The sequence below is a fragment of the Streptomyces sp. NPDC051207 genome (assembly GCF_040682395.1).
Lineage (GTDB): Bacteria > Actinomycetota > Actinomycetes > Streptomycetales > Streptomycetaceae > Streptomyces.
The window spans coordinates 152,188-172,697 of sequence record NZ_JBFBAX010000012.1; the positions used below are offsets into that span (position 1 = coordinate 152,188).

The 20,510-nt window shown below is 71.2% G+C and carries 20 protein-coding genes and 1 riboswitch; of the genes, 12 read left to right on the forward strand and 8 right to left on the reverse strand.

The genetic code is table 11. The features are described from left to right. The first annotated feature begins 252 nt into the window (after nucleotides 1-252). The 4 genes from coxB to AB0M97_RS14990 all read left to right on the forward strand — a co-directional run bounded on the left by coxB (nucleotide 253) and on the right by AB0M97_RS14990 (nucleotide 4,699). On the forward strand, nucleotides 253-1,173 hold the full coding sequence (gene coxB, locus AB0M97_RS14975) for a cytochrome c oxidase subunit II (RefSeq protein WP_365961306.1): 921 nt from the start codon (nucleotides 253-255) through the stop codon (nucleotides 1,171-1,173). Next, nucleotides 1,170-2,912, forward strand: a complete 1,743-nt coding sequence (ctaD, locus tag AB0M97_RS14980; RefSeq protein WP_365961265.1) for a cytochrome c oxidase subunit I — start codon at nucleotides 1,170-1,172, stop codon at nucleotides 2,910-2,912. Before coxB ends, ctaD begins: the two co-directional genes overlap by 4 nt. Then, nucleotides 2,909-3,307, forward strand: coding sequence for a cytochrome c oxidase subunit 4 (locus AB0M97_RS14985; RefSeq protein ID WP_365961266.1), 399 nt, complete (start codon nucleotides 2,909-2,911; stop codon nucleotides 3,305-3,307). The genes ctaD and AB0M97_RS14985 overlap by 4 nt, the downstream gene beginning before the upstream one ends. A gap of 129 nt (nucleotides 3,308-3,436) precedes the next feature. Continuing rightward, nucleotides 3,437-4,699, forward strand: a complete 1,263-nt coding sequence (locus AB0M97_RS14990; protein WP_365961267.1) for an Ig-like domain-containing protein — start codon at nucleotides 3,437-3,439, stop codon at nucleotides 4,697-4,699. A gap of 38 nt (nucleotides 4,700-4,737) precedes the next feature. On the opposite strand, the gene AB0M97_RS14995 is transcribed toward AB0M97_RS14990, so the two are convergent. Then, nucleotides 4,738-5,139 (reverse strand): hypothetical protein, encoded by a 402-nt coding sequence (locus tag AB0M97_RS14995; protein WP_365961268.1) that lies wholly within the window; start codon nucleotides 5,137-5,139, stop codon nucleotides 4,738-4,740. Nucleotides 5,140-5,283: 144 nt separating this feature from the next. Here AB0M97_RS14995 and AB0M97_RS15000 point away from each other — a divergent pair, with 144 nt between their 5' ends. The 6 genes from AB0M97_RS15000 (at nucleotide 5,284) to AB0M97_RS15025 (ending at nucleotide 12,439) form a co-directional block, all read left to right on the forward strand. Continuing rightward, a complete protein-coding gene (locus tag AB0M97_RS15000) occupies nucleotides 5,284-5,904 on the forward strand; it encodes a heme-copper oxidase subunit III (RefSeq protein WP_365961269.1) in 621 nt (206 codons plus the stop codon). Between the two features lie 66 nt (nucleotides 5,905-5,970). Continuing rightward, entirely contained in the window at nucleotides 5,971-6,780 is an 810-nt protein-coding gene (locus AB0M97_RS15005) for a c-type cytochrome (RefSeq protein ID WP_365961270.1), read from the forward strand. Beyond that, nucleotides 6,777-7,835 (forward strand): Rieske 2Fe-2S domain-containing protein, encoded by a 1,059-nt coding sequence (locus tag AB0M97_RS15010; RefSeq protein WP_365961271.1) that lies wholly within the window; start codon nucleotides 6,777-6,779, stop codon nucleotides 7,833-7,835. The genes AB0M97_RS15005 and AB0M97_RS15010 overlap by 4 nt, the downstream gene beginning before the upstream one ends. Then, entirely contained in the window at nucleotides 7,832-9,469 is a 1,638-nt protein-coding gene (locus AB0M97_RS15015) for a cytochrome bc complex cytochrome b subunit (protein WP_365961272.1), read from the forward strand. The genes AB0M97_RS15010 and AB0M97_RS15015 overlap by 4 nt, the downstream gene beginning before the upstream one ends. 123 nt (nucleotides 9,470-9,592) lie before the next feature. Beyond that, complete coding sequence (gene trpD / locus AB0M97_RS15020) at nucleotides 9,593-10,657, forward strand: anthranilate phosphoribosyltransferase (protein WP_365961273.1); 1,065 nt, start codon at nucleotides 9,593-9,595, stop codon at nucleotides 10,655-10,657. Nucleotides 10,658-10,735: 78 nt separating this feature from the next. Continuing rightward, nucleotides 10,736-10,852: riboswitch (SAM riboswitch) on the forward strand. A 204-nt stretch (nucleotides 10,853-11,056) separates the two neighbouring features. Next, complete coding sequence (locus tag AB0M97_RS15025; protein ID WP_365961274.1) at nucleotides 11,057-12,439, forward strand: aminotransferase class V-fold PLP-dependent enzyme; 1,383 nt, start codon at nucleotides 11,057-11,059, stop codon at nucleotides 12,437-12,439. On the opposite strand, the gene AB0M97_RS15030 is transcribed toward AB0M97_RS15025, so the two are convergent. The 7 genes from AB0M97_RS15030 to AB0M97_RS15060 form a co-directional block, all read right to left on the reverse strand. Next, complete coding sequence (locus AB0M97_RS15030; RefSeq protein WP_365961275.1) at nucleotides 12,379-13,587, reverse strand: glycerate kinase; 1,209 nt, start codon at nucleotides 13,585-13,587, stop codon at nucleotides 12,379-12,381. The two genes, AB0M97_RS15025 and AB0M97_RS15030, sit on opposite strands and share 61 nt — an antisense overlap. Before the next feature lie 10 nt (nucleotides 13,588-13,597). Further along, complete coding sequence (locus AB0M97_RS15035) at nucleotides 13,598-15,007, reverse strand: SLC13 family permease (protein WP_365961307.1); 1,410 nt, start codon at nucleotides 15,005-15,007, stop codon at nucleotides 13,598-13,600. Nucleotides 15,008-15,141: 134 nt separating this feature from the next. After that, nucleotides 15,142-15,804, reverse strand: coding sequence for a response regulator transcription factor (locus tag AB0M97_RS15040; protein ID WP_365961276.1), 663 nt, complete (start codon nucleotides 15,802-15,804; stop codon nucleotides 15,142-15,144). After that, nucleotides 15,801-17,165, reverse strand: a complete 1,365-nt coding sequence (locus AB0M97_RS15045) for an ATP-binding protein (RefSeq protein ID WP_365961308.1) — start codon at nucleotides 17,163-17,165, stop codon at nucleotides 15,801-15,803. Before AB0M97_RS15045 ends, AB0M97_RS15040 begins: the two co-directional genes overlap by 4 nt. A gap of 58 nt (nucleotides 17,166-17,223) precedes the next feature. Continuing rightward, nucleotides 17,224-17,541 (reverse strand): small secreted hydrophilic protein, encoded by a 318-nt coding sequence (locus AB0M97_RS15050; RefSeq protein ID WP_365961277.1) that lies wholly within the window; start codon nucleotides 17,539-17,541, stop codon nucleotides 17,224-17,226. A gap of 86 nt (nucleotides 17,542-17,627) precedes the next feature. After that, nucleotides 17,628-17,909 (reverse strand): Lrp/AsnC ligand binding domain-containing protein, encoded by a 282-nt coding sequence (locus AB0M97_RS15055; protein WP_365961278.1) that lies wholly within the window; start codon nucleotides 17,907-17,909, stop codon nucleotides 17,628-17,630. Then, complete coding sequence (locus AB0M97_RS15060; protein ID WP_365961279.1) at nucleotides 17,906-18,640, reverse strand: rhomboid family intramembrane serine protease; 735 nt, start codon at nucleotides 18,638-18,640, stop codon at nucleotides 17,906-17,908. The genes AB0M97_RS15055 and AB0M97_RS15060 overlap by 4 nt, the downstream gene beginning before the upstream one ends. 159 nt (nucleotides 18,641-18,799) lie before the next feature. On the opposite strand from AB0M97_RS15060, the gene AB0M97_RS15065 reads away from it, so the two are divergent. Then, a complete protein-coding gene (locus tag AB0M97_RS15065) occupies nucleotides 18,800-19,039 on the forward strand; it encodes a hypothetical protein (protein WP_365961280.1) in 240 nt (79 codons plus the stop codon). 85 nt (nucleotides 19,040-19,124) lie between these two features. Next, a complete protein-coding gene (locus tag AB0M97_RS15070) occupies nucleotides 19,125-20,468 on the forward strand; it encodes an NYN domain-containing protein (protein ID WP_365961281.1) in 1,344 nt (447 codons plus the stop codon). The last annotated feature ends 42 nt before the right edge of the window (nucleotides 20,469-20,510 follow it).

Here is a 20,510-nt window from a genome sequence, read left to right on the forward strand (position 1 = left end):
CCCCAACCCCCTTCGAAGGGCGCCCCGGCGCGTATGCCCCCCTCCCCGCGAACCCCCGGAGAGCGTCGGCTAGGGTTTGGTCCGCATAAACATCCAAACCCCTGCCCGACGCAGGGCGGCGACCAACCAACGAGAAGGCCGCAGCCAATCCGCGCGGGCGAGACTCTGGGAAGGCGCTACGTGAGTCCCAACGGCTCCGACCTCCCCCACCGCCTGAAGGGCGTGGGCGGTACCCCCTCGCCGCGGCGCCCGATGCGGCGGAAGCTGCTGCAGGCACTGACCGCGGGCCTGGTCCTGGCAACCGCCACCGGTTGCACATACGAGGACTTCCCCCGCCTCGGCATGCCCACCCCGACCACGGAAGAGGCTCCGCGGATCCTCTCCCTGTGGCAGGGCTCGTGGGCTGCCGCGCTCGCCGTCGGCGTGCTGGTGTGGGGCCTGATCCTGTGGAGTGCACTCTTCCACCGGCGCAGCCGCACCAAGGTCGAAGTTCCCCCGCAGACCCGGTACAACATGCCCATCGAGGCGCTGTACACCGTGGTCCCGCTCATCATCGTCTCGGTGCTGTTCTACTTCACGGCCCGTGACGAGTCAGAGCTCCTGAAGCTCGAGAAGAAGCCCGACGTCACGGTCAACGTGGTCGGCTTCCAGTGGAGCTGGTGCTTCAACTACGTGGAGAGCGTCGACGGCTCCTCGGGCGACGCGAAGTCCGCCAAGGAACTGGACGGGATCCCCGACCGGTACAAGGACCAGTTCCCGGCGAACGCCGGCGGTGTCTACGACTGCGGTGTCCCCGGCACCCGGAACCCGCAGACCAACGCCCCGGGCCCGACGCTGTGGCTGCCCGAGGGCAAGCGGGTCCGCTTCGTCCTCACCTCGCGCGACGTCATCCACTCCTTCTGGGTGGTGCCGTTCCTGATGAAGCAGGACGTCATCCCGGGCTACACCAACGCCTTCGAGGTGACCCCCAACCAGGAGGGCACCTTCAAGGGCAAGTGCGCCGAGCTGTGCGGCGTCGACCACTCCCGGATGCTGTTCAACGTGAAGGTCGTCTCCCAGGAGCGGTACGAGCAGCACCTCAAGGACCTCGCGAAGAAGGGGCAGACCGGTTACGTTCCCGCAGGCATTGAGCAGGCGGGTCACGAGAAGAACCGGAAGGCGAACATCCTGTGAGCATCGTCAACGAACCTCAGGGCGCCCAGGCGCCGACTGAAGACTCGTATTACGAGGACGAGCTGCCCGTACGGCGCAAGCAGCCCGGCAACGTCGTGGTGAAGTGGCTGACGACCACCGACCACAAGACGATCGGCACGCTGTACCTGGTCACGTCGTTCGCGTTCTTCTGCATCGGCGGCGTCATGGCGCTGCTCATGCGTGCCGAGCTGGCCCGGCCGGGCCTGCAGATCATGTCGAACGAGCAGTTCAACCAGGCGTTCACGATGCACGGCACGATCATGCTGCTGATGTTCGCGACGCCGCTGTTCGCCGGCTTCGCGAACTGGATCATGCCGCTGCAGATCGGCGCGCCGGACGTGGCCTTCCCGCGGCTGAACATGTTCGCCTACTGGCTCTACCTGTTCGGCTCGCTGATCGCGGTCGCCGGTTTCCTCACCCCGCAGGGCGCGGCCGACTTCGGCTGGTTCGCCTACTCCCCGCTGTCGGACGCGGTCCGCTCGCCGGGCGTCGGCGCCGACCTGTGGATCATGGGTCTGGCCTTCTCCGGCTTCGGCACCATCCTCGGCTCGGTCAACTTCATCACCACGATCATCTGCATGCGTGCCCCCGGCATGACCATGTTCCGCATGCCGGTGTTCACCTGGAACGTGCTGCTGACCGGTGTGCTGGTCCTGCTGGCCTTCCCGGTCCTCGCCGCCGCGCTGTTCGCGCTGGAGGCGGACCGCAAGTTCGGCGCGCACATCTTCGACCCGGCCAACGGCGGGGCGCTGCTGTGGCAGCACCTGTTCTGGTTCTTCGGCCACCCCGAGGTGTACATCATCGCGCTGCCGTTCTTCGGCATCATCAGTGAGGTCATCCCGGTCTTCAGCCGCCGCCCGATCTTCGGTTACATGAACCTGATCGCGGCGACCATCGCCATCGCCGGTCTCTCGGTGACGGTGTGGGCGCACCACATGTACGTCACCGGTGGCGTGCTGCTGCCGTTCTTCTCCTTCATGACGTTCCTGATCGCCGTCCCGACCGGCGTGAAGATCTTCAACTGGATCGGCACGATGTGGAAGGGCTCGCTGTCCTTCGAGACGCCGATGCTCTGGGCGATGGGCTTCCTCATCACCTTCACCTTCGGCGGTCTGACCGGCGTCATCCTGGCCTCGCCGCCGATGGACTTCCACATCTCCGACTCGTACTTCGTGGTGGCGCACTTCCACTACGTCGTGTTCGGCACCGTGGTCTTCGCGATGTTCTCCGGCTTCCACTTCTGGTGGCCGAAGTTCACCGGCAAGATGCTCGACGAGCGCCTCGGCAAGATCACCTTCTGGACGCTGTTCTTCGGCTTCCACGGCACGTTCCTGGTCCAGCACTGGCTGGGCGCCGAGGGCATGCCGCGCCGGTACGCCGACTACCTGGCGGCCGACGGCTTCACCGCCCTGAACACGATCTCGACGATCAGCTCGTTCGTGCTCGGCATGTCGATCCTGCCGTTCTTCTACAACATCTGGAAGACCGCGAAGTACGGCAAGAAGATCGAGGTGGACGACCCGTGGGGCTACGGCCGTTCGCTCGAGTGGGCGACGTCCTGCCCGCCGCCGCGGCACAACTTCCTCATCCTGCCGCGGATCCGCAGTGAATCCCCGGCGTTCGACCTGCACCACCCGGAGATCGCCGCGCTCGACGAGCTCGAGAACGTCGGTCACGGGGAGAAGGCCCTCGCTGGGGGCAAGGAGGCCGGCAAGTGAAGATCCAGGGCAAGATGTTCATGTGGCTGAGCGTCTTCGTCCTCGCCATGGCGATCGTCTATGGCGTGTGGTCGAAGGAGCCGGCCGGTACCACGGCCCTCTTCCTGACCTTCGGCCTGTGCATCATGATCGGCTTCTACCTGGGCTTCACGGCCAAGCGGGTGGACGTCGGCGCGCAGGACAACAAGGACGCGGACGTCGCGGACGACGCCGGCGAGATCGGGTTCTTCAGCCCGCACAGCTGGCAGCCGCTGTTCCTGGCCGTCGGAGGCGCCTTCGCCTTCCTGTCCGTCGCGATCGGCTGGTGGCTGATGTACTTCTCGGCGCCGCTGATCCTGATGGGTATCTGGGGCTGGGTCTTCGAGTACTACCGCGGTGAGAACCGCACCCAGTAGCACGCGAGCGACGCCAGGGAGCCCGGACACTCCGCACGGAGTGTCCGGGCTCCCTCGTCTGTCCCACCGGGCTCACTCGTCCGGGTGACCCGACGCGCCGCCGCCGCCGATGCTCCCTACGTTGAGGCCATGAGCCACACCGACCTCCCGCGCAGCCGGACCGCCGTCGGCTGCACGCTGCTCGTGATCGCCCTCGGCGCGGGCCTGACCGGCTGCGGCGGCGACGACGACCCGCTGGCGGCCGAGCCGTACGACGCGGCGGACCAGGTCTCCTTCAGCGGCGGCGAGGGAAAGCCGACCGACCCGGACAAGCCGCTGGAGGTCGTCGCCGAGGACGCCGACGGGCGCATCACCGACGTCACCGCCGTGGACGCGGCAGGGCGCTACGTGGCGGGCGAACTCGCCGCCGACGGCACCCGGTGGCACAGCACCTCCCCGCTGGCCGCAGGAGCCCGCTACACGGTCCGGGTGAGCACGGAGAACGGGGACGGCGCGCCCGGCCGGAAGGTCTTCACCTTCCGCACCGGCCGGCCCACCACCAAGAAGCACCTGAACGTCACCTTCGGCCCCAAGCAGGGCACCTACGGCGTCGGGCAGCCCATCACCGCGGAACTGTCCCTGCCGGTCAAGGACCGGACCCAGCGGGCCGTCGTGGAGCGCGCCCTCAAGGTGCGCTCGACGCCCGCGGTGGAGGGCGCCTGGCACTGGGTCGACGACAAGGAACTCCACTACCGGCCCAAGGACTACTGGCCGGCCCGCGCCACCGTCCAGGTGCGCAGCAACCTGGAGGGCATCAAGGTCGGCGACCGGCTGTGGGGCGGCCGGTCCAAGCCCCTGAGGCTCGGCATCGGGGACCGGGTCGTCGCCGTCACGGACGCCGCCGCCCACACCCTGACGCTGTACAAGAACGGCAAGGAGGTCAAGTCGGTCCCGGTCACCACCGGCAAGCCCGGCTTCGAGACCCGCAACGGCGTCAAGGTCGTCCTCGGCAAGGAGTACTTCGTCCGCATGCGCGGCACCAGCATCGGCATCGCCGCCGGCAGCAACGAGGACTACGACCTGCCGGTCTACTACGCCACCCGGGTGACCTGGAGCGGCGAATACGTGCACGCCGCGCCCTGGTCCGTGGGGTCCCAGGGCTCGGCCAACGTCAGCCACGGCTGCACCGGCATGAGCACCGGCAACGCCAAGTGGTTCTTCGACAACGTCCGCGAGGGCGACATCGTCAAGGTCGTCAACTCGGACGGCGACACGATGGAGGCGTTCGGCAACGGCTTCGGCGACTGGAACGTCCCCTGGCGGAAGTGGCGCGAGGGCAGCGCCCTGACCGCGGGCCCGTCCCAGGCGGCGGGCGCCCAGCAGACCGCACGCCTCGCCCCCACGGCGACGTGAGCCGCCGTCGCCCCCGCGGCGACAGAGCCGCCGCGCCGCTAGGCGGTCAGGGACGCCTTGCGGCGCAGCAGGGCGGCCAGGGCGTTCGCGAACTCCACGGGCTCCACCGGCAGGGCCACCGCGGCGTCGGCCCGGCTCCACGTCGCCAGCCAGGCGTCCTGCGGCCGTCCGATCAGCAGCAGCACCGGCGGGCAGTCGAAGACCTCGTCCTTGATCTGCCGGCACATCCCCATGCCCCCCATGGGCACCGCCTCGCCGTCCAGTACGCAGGCGTCGATGCCGCCCTTGTCCAGCTCCTTGAGGACGGCCGCGGGTGTCGCGCATTCCAGGAACTCGACCAGCGGGGCATCGGGAGCGGGCCGTCGGCCGGTGGCCAGCCGCACTTGCTCCCGGGTGTTGGCGTCGTCGCTGTAGACCAGCACCGTGGCGGTCGGCTGCATTGTTCCTCCGTGACGTCAGCGTCGTAAGGACAGGCCCGTGAGGCGGATGCTACCCCTGCGAACACCACGTCAACAGCGGTACGGCCGTCCCAGACACTCCGAACGGGACCCCCCGGAGTGAGGGCGGGATAAGCGACCGACATAATGTCGGTCGTGGCGACAGCAACGACAGTAGAAACCGGGCACGCGCACCCGTCGGTCAACCGGCCGAACCTCGTCAGCGTCGGAACCATCATCTGGTTGAGTTCCGAGCTGATGTTCTTCGCGGCCCTCTTCGCGATGTACTTCACCCTGCGATCGGTGACAGGGCCCGACCACTGGAAGGAGATGGCGGACCATCTCAACTTCCCGTTCTCGGCGACCAACACCACGATCCTGGTGCTCTCCTCCCTGACCTGCCAGCTCGGCGTGTTCGCAGCCGAGCGCGGTGACGTGAAGAAGCTCCGGATGTGGTTCATCGTCACCTTCGTGATGGGTGCGATCTTCATCGGAGGCCAGGTCTTCGAGTACACCGAGCTGGTCAAGGAGGCGGGTCTCTCGCTCTCCTCCGATCCCTACGGCTCCGTGTTCTACCTGACGACCGGCTTCCACGGTCTGCACGTGACGGGCGGCCTCATCGCCTTCCTGCTGGTCCTGGGCCGTACCTACGCGGCCAGCAGATTCACCCACGAGCAGGCGACCGCCGCCATCGTCGTGTCCTACTACTGGCACTTCGTCGATGTCGTCTGGATCGGCCTCTTCGCCACGATCTACATGATCAAGTAGCCGGGCCCGCTCCCGAGCACATCTCCAGAAGCATCGACGCAGAAGATCCTGACACCGGGGTAATCCGTGAAAAAGCTCTCCGCACGACGACGCCACCCGCTGGCGGCACTCGTCGTCCTACTCCTCGCGCTGGCATGCACCGGGGGGCTGTACGCCGTGTTCGCGCCCGCGGACAAGGCGAAGGCCGACGAAACCGCCCAGTCCCTCACCATCGAGGAGGGCAAGAAGCTCTACTCGGTGGGCTGCGCCAGCTGCCACGGCACCGGCGGTCAGGGCACCAGCGACGGCCCCAGCCTGGTCGGCGTGGGCGCCGCGGCCGTCGACTTCCAGGTCGGTACCGGCCGTATGCCGGCGCAGCAGCCCGGCGCCCAGGTGCCGCGCAAGAAGGTCATCTACTCGCAGGCCGAGATCGACCAGCTGGCGGCGTACATCGCCTCCCTGGGTGCCGGTCCGTCCGTCCCGACCGAGGAGCAGTACAGCGTGGAGGGTGCGGACGTCGCCAAGGGTGGCGACCTGTTCCGCAACAACTGCGCGCAGTGCCACAACTTCACCGGCAAGGGCGGTGCGCTGACACACGGCAAGTTCGCGCCTACCCTGGAGGGCGTCGAACCGAAGCACATCTACGAGGCCATGCAGACGGGCCCGCAGAACATGCCGTCCTTCCCCGACACCACGCTGTCGGAGAAGAACAAGAAGGACATCATCGCGTACCTCGACGCGGTCAACAGCGACGACACTGTGAGCCCGGGCGGCTGGGAACTGGGCGGACTCGGTCCGGTCAGTGAGGGTCTGTTCGGCTGGATCTTCGGTCTGGGCGGCCTGATCGCCGTCGCCGTCTGGATCGCCGCTCGGACCGCAAAGGCCAAGAAGTCATGAGTAGCCAACACTTTCCCCAAGAGAACCTGCCGGCTGAGCAGGACACCACGCACGGCGCGGTGGACGTGGCGGACGACAAGGACCCGTTCGCCGACCCGGGCCTGCCGCCCCACGAGCCCCGGATCCAGGACATCGACGAGCGGGCCGCCAAGCGGTCCGAGCGGACGGTCGCCCTGCTGTTCACGGTGTCGATGCTGGCGACCATCGGCTTCATCGCCGCGTTCGTGTCCATCCCCATCGACCGGTCGGTCTACATCTTCCCGATCGGCCACATCAGCGCACTGAACTTCGCGCTCGGTGTGACCCTGGGCCTGGCCCTGTTCTGCATCGGCGCCGGCGCGGTCCACTGGGCCCGCACCCTGATGACCGACGTGGAGATGGCCGACGAGCGCCACCCCATCGAGGCGTCCCCCGAACTGCGCACGCAGATCCACGACGACTGGCGCCAGGGCGTCAAGGAGTCCGGCCTCGGCCGCCGCAAGCTGCTGCGCAACACCATGCTCGGCGCGCTCACCCTGGTCCCGCTGACCAGCCTCGTCCTGCTGCGCGACCTCGGTCCGCTGCCCGGCGACAAGCTGCGTCACACCATGTGGTCCAAGGGCAAGCTGCTCGTCAACATGAACACGAACGAGCCGCTGCGTCCGTCGGACGTCACGGTCGGCTCCCTCACCTTCGCCAAGCCCGAGGGCCTGGAGGAGCACGACCACCACTTCCAGACGGAGATCGCCAAGGCCGCCCTGATGATCGTCCGCATCCAGCCGGACGACATCAAGGACAAGCGCGAGCTCGAGTGGTCGCACGAGGGCATCGTCGCGTACTCGAAGATCTGCACCCACGTGGGCTGTCCGATCTCCCTGTACGAGCAGCAGACGCACCACGTGCTCTGCCCCTGCCACCAGTCCACCTTCGACCTCTCCGACGGCGCCCGGGTGATCTTCGGCCCCGCCGGTCACGCCCTGCCGCAGCTGCGCATCGGCGTGAACGAGGAGGGTTACCTCGAAGCGCTCAGCGACTTCGAGGAGCCCGTCGGTCCTGCCTTCTGGGAGCGCGGATGAGTACCACCAGCAGTACAGAGCCCCGCACACGCGGGAAGGCCCCGGCCGGCCAGCGCGTCGCCGACTGGGCCGACGGCAGGCTCGGGATCTACGGCCTGGCCAAGGCCAACATGCGCAAGATCTTCCCGGACCACTGGTCCTTCATGCTGGGTGAGATCTGCCTCTACACCTTCATCATCATCATCCTCACGGGTGTGTACCTGACGCTGTTCTTCCACCCGTCGATGAACGAGGTGGAGTACCACGGCAGCTACGTCCCGCTGCAGGGCGTGCTGATGAGCGAGGCGTACGCCTCCACGCTGGACATCAGCTTCGACGTGCGCGGTGGTCTGCTCATCCGGCAGATCCACCACTGGGCGGCGATCATCTTCCTCGCCGGCATGTTCGTGCACATGATGCGCGTGTTCTTCACGGGCGCGTTCCGCAAGCCGCGCGAGGTCAACTGGCTGTTCGGCTTCCTGCTGTTCGTCCTGGGCATGTTCACCGGGTTCACCGGCTACTCGCTCCCGGACGACCTGCTCTCCGGCACCGGTGTCCGCTTCACGCAGGGCGCCATCCTGTCGGTGCCGATCGTGGGCACGTACATCTCGATGTTCCTGTTCGGCGGGGAGTTCCCGGGCGGCGACTTCGTCGCGCGGTTCTACTCGATCCACATCCTGCTGCTGCCGGGGATCATGCTCGGCCTGGTGACCGCCCACCTGATCCTGGTCTTCTACCACAAGCACACGCAGTACGCGGGCCCCGGACGGACCAACAAGAACGTCGTCGGCATGCCGCTGCTGCCGGTCTACACGGCGAAGGCCGGAGGCTTCTTCTTCCTGGTCTTCGGCGTCATCACCGTGCTCGCCGGCATCGCGTCCGTCAACCCGATCTGGGTGCTCGGCCCGTACCGCCCCGACTACGTGTCCACGGGCGCCCAGCCCGACTGGTACATGGGCTTCGCCGAGGGCCTGGTCCGCGCCATGCCCGGCTGGGAGATCAACTTCTTGGGCCACACGCTCGTCCTGGGCGTGTTCGTCCCGCTGGTGGTCTTCGGCCTGTTCCTCGGTGTGCTCGCCCTCTACCCGTTCATCGAGTCCTGGATCACCGGGGACAAGCGCGAGCACCACATCCTGGACCGCCCGCGCAACGCCCCGACCCGGACCGCGTTCGGTGTCGCCTGGCTCACCGCCTACATGATCATGCTGATCGGCGGCGGCAACGACATCATCGCGACGCACTTCCACATGTCGATCAACGCGGTCACCTGGTTCGTCCGCATCGGCTTCTTCGCCGGTCCGGTCATCGCGTTCGTCGTCACCAAGCGGATCTGCCTCGGCCTCCAGCGCCGGGACCACGACAAGGTGCTGCACGGCCGCGAGTCGGGCATCATCAAGCGCCTGCCGCACGGTGAGTTCGTCGAGGTGCACGAGCCGCTCAGCCAGGAGCAGCTCTACACCCTCACCGCTCACGAGCAGTACAAGCCGGTCGAGATCGGCCCGACGGTCGACGCGAACGGCGTCGAGCGGAAGGTGAAGGGCCCCGAGAAGCTGCGCGCCAGGCTGAGCAAGGCGTACTTCGGCTCCGGCTCCCAGGTCCCGAAGCCGACCGTCGAGGAGTACAAGGAGATCACGAGCGGCCACGGCCACCACTGATCGCTGCGTTCGCCACGCCACGCGAAGGGCCCCGTCCCGCTGTACGGACGGGGCCCTTCGCCGTGCCCGGGGCTGGATAGGGTGGGCACCAGTCTGAACGTGGCTACGACCCAGGAGCGGCTGATGAGCGCTGTGACCCCCGCTGGAGGCGACACCGCGGCGGGCCGCGCCTGGCCCGCCCTGCTGAACGGCCTGCTGGACCGCCGGGACCTGACCGCCGACGACACGGCGTGGGCGATGGACCTGATCATGCGGGGCGAGGCGACCGACGCGCAGATCGCCGGCTTCGCGGTGGCCCTGCGGGCCAAGGGCGAGACGGTCGAGGAGATCACCGGCCTGGTCCGCACGATGTACGAGCACGCCAACGTGATCCACGTGCCCGGCGACACGGTCGACATCGTCGGCACCGGCGGCGACGGGGCCAGGACGGTGAACATCTCCACCATGTCCGCGATCGTCGTCGCGGGCACCGGCGCCAAGGTCGTCAAGCACGGCAACCGCGCCGCGTCCTCCGCCTCCGGGGCCTCCGACGTGCTGGAGAAGCTCGGCGTGAACCTGGAGCTGACGCCGCAGCGGGTGGCCGAGGTCGCCGAGGAGGCCGGCATCACCTTCTGCTTCGCGGTGAAGTTCCACCCGGCGCTGCGTCACGTGGCGGCGGCCCGCGGCCAGCTCGGCATCCGCACGGTGTTCAACTTCCTGGGCCCGCTGACCAACCCGGCGCGGGTGACGTCCCAGGCGGTCGGCGTGGCCGACGCGCGGATGGCGCCGATCATCGCCGGGGTCTTCGCCGAGCGCGGCAACTCCGCGCTGGTGTTCCGCGGCGACGACGGCCTGGACGAGCTGACCACGACGTCCACGTCCCACGTGTGGGTGGTCCGGGACGGCAAGGTGTCCGCGGAGACCTTCGACCCCCGCGACGTCGGCCTCGACCTGGTCCCCGTGGAGGCGCTGCGCGGCGCGGACGCCTCCTACAACGCGGAGGTCGCCCGCAGGCTGCTGGAGGGCGAGCCCGGCCCGGTGAGGGACGCCGTCCTGCTGAACTCGGCGGCGGCCCTGGTGGCCCTGAACCCCGGTGACGCGCCGCTGGCCGAGCAGATCCGCGCCGCCATGGCGCGGGCCGCCGAGGCCATCGACTCCGGCGCGGCCAAGCGTGCCCTGGACCGCTGGGTCGCGGCGAGCCACGCCTGACCCCGGCCGCCGTGCCGTACGTCCCGCGATCCGGACACGGGTTGCGGGACGTCGATCTTTTCCGTACGTTTCTGGGCAGGTCATGAGCGACAGTCACGCGGCCCCGGCCGGCTGTCCGGCAACCCTCCGTCCGTGGCGGGGTGCCCCGGGTGAAGACCAGGCCGCAGTCAGCAAGGTCTGCGGCAAGCGCGGACCCCTCGCGCGCTTCTGACGGAGCGCGGGGCCAGGGGTCCTGGTCGTTCGAGGGAGTCTCCCGTGAGCAAGCGAATGCGTTAGGGCCGCAGAGCCCCGCCTCCGCATCCCCCCTTTTCCCCGCGCTTCGTCGCGCGCCGCGTCCGAGCCCTGTTCTGTCCTGCCGGCTCGCGCGGTGATTCCCCCTGCCTTCACGGGAGCTTCGCCATGTCCGTCTCCACCGCTGCCGCCGACCAGTCCCTGCACACCCCGCTGCCCGTGCTGGGCCGGGACGTCACCGTGCCCCTCGTCACCGGCGGCGAGGTCACCTACGCCGCGCTCGACTACGCCGCCAGCGCCCCCGCCCTCCAGCGCGTCTGGGACGACGTCGCCGCCTACGCGCCGTACTACGGCAGCGTGCACCGGGGCGCCGGGTACCTGTCGCAGCTGTCCACCGACCTGTTCGAGAACGCCCGGCGGACCGTCGCCGAGTTCCTCGGCTGCCGAGGCGACGACCAGGTCGTCTTCACCCGGTCCACCACCGACTCCCTCAACCTGCTCGCCGCCGCGCTCCCGGCCGGCTGCGAGGTCTTCGTCTTCGAGACCGAGCACCACGCCTCCCTGCTGCCCTGGCGCGGCGCCCGCGTCACCTGCCTCGACGCCCCGCGCAGCCCCCGGCAGGCGGTGCGGACGCTGGAGCGCGCCCTCGCCGGCCGCGCACCCCACGGCCCGGCCCTCGTCTGCGTCACCGGCGCCTCCAACGTCACCGGGGAGCTGTGGCCGGTGCGGGAGCTGGCCGCCGCCGCCCACGCGCACGGCGCCCGGATCGTCCTCGACGCCGCCCAGCTCGCGCCCCACCACCCCGTCTCCGTGACGGAGCTGGACGTCGACTGGGTCGCCTTCTCGGGGCACAAGCTGTACGCGCCGTTCGGCTCGGGCGTGCTGGCCGGGCGCGTCGACTGGCTGCGGGAGGCCGAGCCGTACCTCGCGGGCGGCGGCGCCAGCCGCAAGGTCACCCGCCGCGCGGACGGGGGAGTGGACGTGGAGTGGCACGACGGCGCCGCCCGGCACGAGGCCGGCTCGCCCAACGTCATCGGCGCCCACGCCGTCGCCTCCGCCTGCAAGGCCCTCACCGAGGCCGGGTTCGACACGCTCGTCGCCCGCGAGGAGCACCTGATCCGCAGGGTGCGCGAGGGTCTCGCCGACGTCCCCCAGGTGCGGTTCCTGTCGCTGTTCGGGGACGACGCGCCGCGGGTCGGGGTCCTCTCCTTCGTCGTGGACGGCTGGAACAGCTCCCACTTCGCCGCCGCCCTGTCCGCCGAGTACGGCATCGGCGTCCGCGACGGCCTGTTCTGCGCCCACCCGCTGCTGCGCACCCTGCTGGGCAGCGACCCGCAGGCGCAGGGCGAGTGCGGCGCCCCTGAGGCCGCGCCCGGCGAGACGTCCCTCAACGCCGTCCGGGTGAGCTTCGGCGCGGGCACCCCCGACGCGCACGTGGACCGCTTCGTGACCGCCTGCCGGGAGCTGGTGCGCGACGGCGCGCGCTGGAGCTACCGCACCGAGAACGGCCGCTGCGTCCCCGACACCTCGGCGACGCCCGCCTCCGCGTGACCCGGCAGCCCGGCGCCCAGCAGGATCATCCGCAGGGCCCGCTCGGTGGCGTCGGTGAGCAGTTCGGCGGCCCGCAGCAGCGCCTCGTCCAGGGCCATCGGCGCGGGCAGGATGCCGTGGCAGGCGTCCACGCCCGGCACCTCGTGGGCACCCTCGCCGAGCGTGCCCGCGAGGGCCAGCACCGGGCGGCCGTACCGCTTGGCGCGCCGGGCCACCTCACCCGGGACCTTGCCGCGCGGCGTCTGGCGGTCCAGGGCGCCCTCGGCGGTGACGACCAGATCGGCGCGGGCCAGCCGGGCGTCCAGGTCCAGGTGGTCCAGGAGCACGGTGAAGCGGGGCAGCAGGCGGGCGCCGAGCGCGGCGAGCCCGGCGCCGAGCCCGCCCGAGGCGCCGGTACCGGGACCGGTGCGCAGGTCGGTGCCGGTGACGCGCAGATCGCGGGTGAGGACGTACGCCCAGTTCTCCAGGGCCGCCGACAGGTCCTCGACCTGGGCCGGGGTCGCGCCCTTCTGCGGGCCGAAGACGCGGGCGACGCCGCGCTGCCCGCACAGCACGTTGAACGGGTTGCAGGCGACGAGCAGTTCCGCGTGCGCGAGCCGGGGGTCGAGACCCGCCGGGTCGACGCGGCGCAGCCGGATCAGCTCCCGCCCTCCGCGCGGCAGTTCGCGGCCGTCGGCGTCCAGCAGCCGGGCGCCGAGCGCCTGGAGCGCGCCCGCGCCGCCGTCGGACGTTCCGGAGTCGCCGCAGCCGACCAGGATGCGCCGCGCGCCCGTGCCGAGCGCGGCGCGGATCAGCTCGCCGACGCCGTACGTGGTGGTGGCGCCGGGGTCGCGCAGGGATCGCGGGATCAGGGAGAGGCCCGCGACGGCGGCCATCTCCACGACCGCCGTGTCCCCGGAGCCGAGCAGCGCGAAGTGGGTGCCGACGCTCTCCCCGACCGGGCCGGTGGCGGACAGCGCGACCAGCCGGCCGCCGGTGGTGGCGGCCAGCGTGGCGGCCGTGCCCTCGCCGCCGTCCACCAGCGGGACGAGGTCGACGTCGGCGGCGGGCAGCACCCGGCGCACGCCGGCCGCGATGGCGTCGGCGGCGGCCTGGGCGGACAGGGACTCCTTGAAGCCGGTGGGGGCCACGGCGATGCGACGGAGCATGGGGTTCTCCTCAGCGGGTCAGGGGAACGCCGAGCAGCGGCCACACCGCGACGGCGAACAGCAGGACGAGCACGGCGGTCAGCGGGGCCAGCACGGCCGACAGCCGCAGCAGGTCCCGCGGGGTGTAGCTGGGGGTGCCGGGCAGCTCGGCGAAGAGCGCGACCGGTTTGGCGGAGGCGGGCAGCGTGTGGCAGAACCCGGCGGCGGCGGTCGAGGCGAGCGCGGCGGCGACCGGGTTGACCCCGGCGGCCACGGCCGCCGCGACGACCAGCGGCACCAGCACCGACGAGCGGGCCGACCGGGACTGGAGCACCAGGTGGGCGGCCGTGCTGACCGCGATCACGACCGCCAGGAACACCGAGGGCGCGACCTGCGAGGGCAGCCCCGAGACCAGCCACTTCGCGGCCCCGGAGTCGGCGAGCGCGATGCCCATCGCCATCGTCGCGGCCATGAACAGCAGCAGCGCCCACGGCACCGTCCGCAGCGCGTCCTTCAGCCGGACCGTGCCGAGCGCGGGCGAGGACGCGACGACGGCGCCGATCAGCGCGACGACCGCGGGCGGCACCCGGTGCAGCGGCTCGCTGCACCACAGCACGACCACCGTCGCCAGCAGCAGCGCGCAGCGCGACTCGGCCGGCGTCCACGGGCCGGTCACCGGCTGCTCGCTGTGCCGCTGGATGTCCCGCGCCGTGATGTGCACGGGGCCCTCGCGGTCCGCGCGCCGGGTCGTCGTCAGCAGCACGGCCTCGGCGGCCAGATGGGAGGACGCCACCGCCAGCGGCAGCCCGAGCAGCAGCCACTGGGTGAACCCGATCCGCTCTCCGGACGTCTCCCACAGCACCGACACGGTGATCAGATGTGCGCCCGCGCCGATCAGGGTCGCCACCGCCGACAGCAGGATCACGGTCGGGAACAGCAGCGCCAGCATCACGATCAGTCGCCGCCGGTCGCCGAGCGCCTTGGCGAGGGCCAGGAACACCGGCAGCGCCAGCGCGGCCCGGCCGGACGTGGCGGGCACCGCGAACGCCGTGACGACCAGCGCGGCCGTCGTCAGGTGCACCAGCTGCCGCACGGTGCGCGCCCCGCCGACCAGGAACGCCGCCGCCCGCCCCGCGAGCCCCGTCCGCGTCACCGCGGCGGCCAGCACGAAGGCGCAGATCAGCAGCCAGACCGTCGCGTCGCCGAGGGTGCCGAACAGGGTGTCGCTGCTGATCACCCCGGTCGCGGTCAGCGCGAGCCCGGCGCCCAGCGCGATGTACGTGTCGTCGATCGGCGTGGCGATCCAGGCGCAGGTCGCCAGCGCGAACACGGCGAGCGTGAACCGGGCCTCGGCACCGAGGCCGGGGAAGGTGCCGGGCACCGCGAGCAGCGCGCACACCGACAGGGCGGCGCACAGGGCGGCACACAGGCCGGCGGTCAGCCGGAGGTTCGGGGTCACGCCCTTGACGGTCCACCCCGGCGGTGAGCCCTCAATGAGCCGCGCATGAAGGAACTTTCACGAGGACCCCGGCCCTCGGCGAGCCCACGCCCCGGCGGCCCACGCCCGGCCCCGGCTCACCCCGGCAGCCGGTACCCCATCCCCCGTACCGTCTCCACCCGCTGCGCCCCGAGCTTCTTGCGCAGCGCGCGCACGTACACGTCCACGATGTTGGAGCCCGGGTCGAAGTCGTAGCCCCACACGTGGGAGAGGATCTGCTCGCGGGAGAGTACCTGCCCCGGGTGCCTCAGGAACAGTTCCAGCAGGACGAACTCACGGGCCGTCAGGTCCACGGTCCGTTCCCCGGAGCGGGCCCGCCGGGTGCGCAGGTCCAGGCTCAGCGTGCCCGAGCGCAGCACCGTCACCTCGGGCGCCCGGGCCGCCGTACGCAGCCGCAGGCGCACCCGGGCGAGGAGTTCCTCGAAGCGGAACGGCTTGGTCATCCAGTCGTCGGCGCCGCCCTCCAGGCCGGCCACCGTGTCCCCCACCGAGTCCCGCGCGGTCAGCACGATCACCGGGACCGTCACCCGGGCCTCGCGCAGTTCGCGCAGCACCGTGAAGCCGTCCCGGCCGGGCAGCCCGATGTCCAGCACGACCAGGTCGAAGCCGCCGGTCAGCGCGTACTCGCAGGCCGCGTCGCCGTCGCCGACGACGCTGGTCGTGAAGCCGTTGGAGCGCAGGCCCTTCTGCACGAAGGAGGCGATGCGCTCCTCGTCCTCGACGATCAGGATGCGGTTCACGTGCGTGCCTCTTCCAGGGTCAGGACGAAGGTGGCGCCGCCGCCCTCGGTCTCGCGCAGGCCGATCCGGCCGCCGTGCGCCTCGGCGATCGCCCGCACGATGGACAGCCCGAGCCCGGCGCCGGAGGAGCGCGCGCCGCGCCGGGCGGTGCCGCGCCGGAACCGCTCGAAGATCACCTCGGCGTCCTGCGGGCGCACTCCCGGCCCGGAGTCGGCGACGTACAGCTCGACGCGCGTGCCGTCCGCGCGGGAGCCGATGCGGATGGTCTGGCCGGGCGCGGTGTGCTGCACGGCGTTCTGCGCGAGCTGCACCATCGCCTGCGTGATCCGCTGCGGGTCCAGCTCGGCCTCCCGGTCGGCGACCTCGGTGAGCTGCCAGTCGCGCTCGCCGAGGGTGCGGGCCTTGACGTAGACGTCGGCGGTGAGTTCGGCGAGCTGGACCGGCTCCGGGGTGACGAAGTCGGGCCGTTCGGCCTTGGCGAGCAGCAGCAGGTCCTCCACGATGCGGCTCATCCGGTCCAGCTCGTCGGTGACCAGCCGCACCGTCTCCTCGCGCTCGGCCGGGTCGTCGCCCATCAGCTCCAGATGGCCGCGCACGATCGTGATCGGGGTGCGCAGCTCGTGCCCGGCGTCGTCCACGAACTGGCGCTGCGCGGCGAAGGCCCGCTCCAGCCGGTCGAGCATCGCGTTGAACGTCTCGGCGAGGGCCGCCACGTCGTCCCGGCCGGGCACCGGGATACGGCGCGTCAGGTCCTGCTCGGTGAGCTGCGCCGCCGCCGCGCGCACCAGCCGCACCGGCCGCAGGATCCGGCCGGCGACCACCCAGCCGATGCCGGTGGTCAGCAGCAGGGCGGCCCCGGAGATGGCGAGCAGCAGGCGGGTCACCTCGTCGACCCGGTGCTGTTCGCGGCCCGGGTGGAAGGCGACGACGAACGCGGCCTCCGGCCTCCCGCCGTGCCGGGCGACGGCGACCTTGGCCCAGCGGACCTCACCCGCGGGGCGGTGCAGGGTGCCGGTGGAGCCAGGCGCGTCGAAGACCCGGCGGCGGGCGCCGGCATCCTGGTGCAGTGGCAGCGGTACGTCGATGTCACGCGGCTGGATGATCTGCGCGGGCCCGCGGCCCGGCCGGCCGACCAGCCCGATCAGCTCCTCGTCCGGGTCGGCGTACTGGCGTTCCAGGAAGACGTGCAGCAGCCGCGCCGGGTCGGTGAACGGACGGCCGGTCCTCGGGTCGACGCCCCGCTCCTCGAAGTTGGCGAACTCGCCGGCCTCCTGCGCGAGCAGTCCGTCGACCCGCCGGCCGGCGTCCCGCAGCAGGATGGAACGGGTGGTCGCGGCCACCGAGGCGAGGGCGACCGCCATCACCAGCAGCAGCCACAGCAGGATGCGTACCCGGGCGGAGAGCCGCCGCCGCGGGCGGTCAGCCGTCGCTCCGCCCGTCGTCGTCGGGTCCGCCGCCGTCGTCGTCCCGTCCGAAGCCGCCGGGTCCACCTGTGTCGTCGTCATCGTCGTCGCTCGCGGGGCTGTCGGTGACCGGCGGCCGGGAAACGACCACCTGGTCGCTCGGCTCCGGCGCGGGCCGGGTGGGCTTCGGCGCGGGGGAGGGGCGGTCCAGCTCCACCCCCGACGGGACCTTCGGCGGTTTCGGCTCGTCGGTGAGGACGAAACTGGTCGCGGCGATGCCGAGCGGGATCGCCACGACGGCGGTCAGGGCCGCCATCCGGTGCGAGAAGACCATGCGGCGATCCTGCCCGGGCCCGGCCCCGGCCCGGATGAGCCCGGGATGAAGAAGTCTTCATCCGGGCGGGAGCCGGGCGGGGTCGTTCAGCTGTCGAGGCCGATGGCGAACGCCGCCTCCAGGTCGTGCTGCGAGTAGGTGCGGAACGCCACGTGCGTGTCCGTGCCCTCCACGCCGGGGATCTTGCTGATCCGGCCGGGGATGATCTCCGCGAGGTCCTCGTGCTGCTTCACGCGCACCATCGCGATCAGGTCGTACGTCCCGGTGACGGAGAAGACCTCGCTCACGCTCTCCAGCGAGGCGATCTGCTCCGCGATCTCGGGAATGCGGTCCACGCTGGTCTTGATGAGGACGATCGCGGTGATCACGGCTGGTTCTCTCCCTCGGGGGCTGGCGCTGGGGCGCTGTTCACTCTAGTCGTACGGCGAAAGCGCACCCAGGCGCAGACGAAGCCCAGGCCGAACCCCACCAGGTGCGCCAGGTACGCAACGCCGGGACCGGAGGAGGCCCGGCCCGCCGCCAGCCACTGCAGGACCGCCCAGAAGGGCAGCACGATCCACGCCGGGAAGCGCACCGGCAGGAAGAACAGGAACGGCAGAAGACTGGTGACGCGGGCCCGCGGGAACAGATAGAGAAAGGCGCCGAGGACCGCCGAGATGGCCCCCGACGCGCCGACCAGGGACTGGGGTGACGTCGCGTTGGCGGCGGCGTAGCCCAGCAGGGCCAGGTAGCCGCAGCCGAGGTAGAAGAGGGTGAACCGCACACGGCCCATGCGTTCCTCGGTCATCGTTCCGAAGACGTAGAGGAAGAGCATGTTGCCGAGCAGATGCACCCAGCTGCCGTGGACGAACAGCGCCGTCGCCGGGGTGAGGACGGCGCCCGGGGAACCGCCGAACAGATCCGCCGGGATCACGCCCCAGCGCCGGAAGTAGGCGCGCTGCTCGGCCGCCAGCTCCTCCCCGGTGCCGTACCCGGGATTCAGCCCCGAGGCCGGGCCGAGTAGGAAGACCAGACAGCACAGCGCGATCAGCCCGTACGTCACCGGCGCCGCCGGGCACCGGACCGTTCCGCCGGCCGGCGCTCTCCAGATACCGATCATGAACAGAGCATGGCGTAACCGGACTCATCAGGACAGAGCGCCTCGCCGCCGTGGGCGGACGGGCGGCGGGCACCCGCCAGGCCGTAGGGTTACGAGCCACACGCAGCCGGGAGACCGGCGCGTCACCGACAATAGAAGGCACAGAAGGAAAGAGCACCGATGACGGTTCCCCGGCCGACCGCCACGACGCGGTGGCGCTGCGCCCTGTGCGGCAACCTGACGCGCTTCGACGTGACCCGCTCGTCCAAGGTCGTCGAGTACGTGCACCTCGACCTCGCCGGGGAGCCGCAGGTCGAGGAGCGCGAGGTGCTCAGTGAGACCATCGACTCGGTGCGGTGCCGCTGGTGCAACGCCGTGGACCAGGTGGAACTCGTGGACAGGCCGGCCGCCGGCTCCTGACGGAGCGGGCCCGGCGCAGGGCGATCCCCGACGGGGTCCCGATCCGGGACCGGCGCGGGATCCCGCACAGGCATTGGGGTGACGGATGGTGGAGACCACAGGCGGGGGGCCGCAGGACGGCGCCGCCGAGGTGCTCGACCGTCCGCTGCCCGACGGTGTGCGCCGCCGCGTCGTGCAGATCGTGTCCGACGGCTTCGGCGGGCTGACGATGGCCGAACTGCCCGCCCAGCTGAGGCAGTACGCGCGGTTCACGCCGACACGCCGGGCGAAGTTCGCGGGCAACGCCATGGCGGCGGCGCTGGAGACCGACCCGCTGTTCCGGCAGCGCATCGGCGAGAAACTGAGAGAGGCGCAGCCGGAGATCGCCGGCGCCCTGGACTCCGGCGCCCCGCCCCCGGCCGCGGACCCGCTCGACGTGGCGGCCGCGGCCTACGTACTGCGGCCCACGGGCTGGGTGAAGCTCGTGACCGCGGCCGGCGAGGAGGCCTTGCGGGCCGACGCCGAACGCGCCGACGAGGAGAACCGCGCCGAGCTGGAACGGCTGCGCGCCGAACTCGCCCAGGCCCACGAGCACACCCGGGCCGAGACCGAGCGGCTGCGCGCCGAACTGGAGTCGGCGAAGAAGGAGGCCGAGTCGCTGCACCGCAAGCTGCGCTCCGCCCTCAGCGACGTCAAGCGCGGCGAGGCCGCCCTGCGCAAGGCGCACGGCGAGATCGAGGCCGTGCGCGCCGAGAGCCACACCCAGGTCTCCGCCGCCGAGAGCGAGAGCCGGCGCCTCAAGGCCCGCCTCGCCGAGGCGGAGGCGACCCTGGAGGCCACCCGCCGGGCCGCCCGGGAGGGCCGCAGCGTCGAGGACATGCGGGTACGGCTGCTGCTGGACACCCTGCTCGACGCCACCCAGGGGCTGCGCCGGGAACTGGCGCTGCCCCCGGTGTCGGTGCGGCCCGCCGAGACCGTGGACGCCGTCGAGCCCGGCCGGATGACGCCGAAGGACATCGCCGCCCGCGCGCTGTCCGACAACGACCCCGCGATCCTCGACCAGTTGCTCGCGCTGCCGCAGGCCCATCTGGTCGTCGACGGCTACAACGTCACCAAGACCGGCTATCCGCAGATGCCGCTGGAGAAGCAGCGCCTCAGGCTGCTCGGCCAGCTCTCCCAGCTCGCCGCGCAGACCGGCGCCGAGGTGACGTGCGTCTTCGACGGCGCCGAGCTGGCCGCGCCCGTGCTGCTCGCGCCGCCGCGCGGGGTGCGGGTGCTGTTCTCCAAGCCGGGCGTCACCGCCGACGAGCTGATCCGCCAGCTGGTGCGCGCCGAGCCGCCCGGCCGGCCCGTCATCGTCGCCTCCACCGACCGCGAGGTGGCCGACGGGGTCGCCCGCGCGGGCGCGCGCCCGGTGGCGTCGGCGGTGCTCCTCAAGCGGCTTTCCTGACTGCTGGTTCCCTTCTGCCCCAACCGCAACGTACCGGCGCAA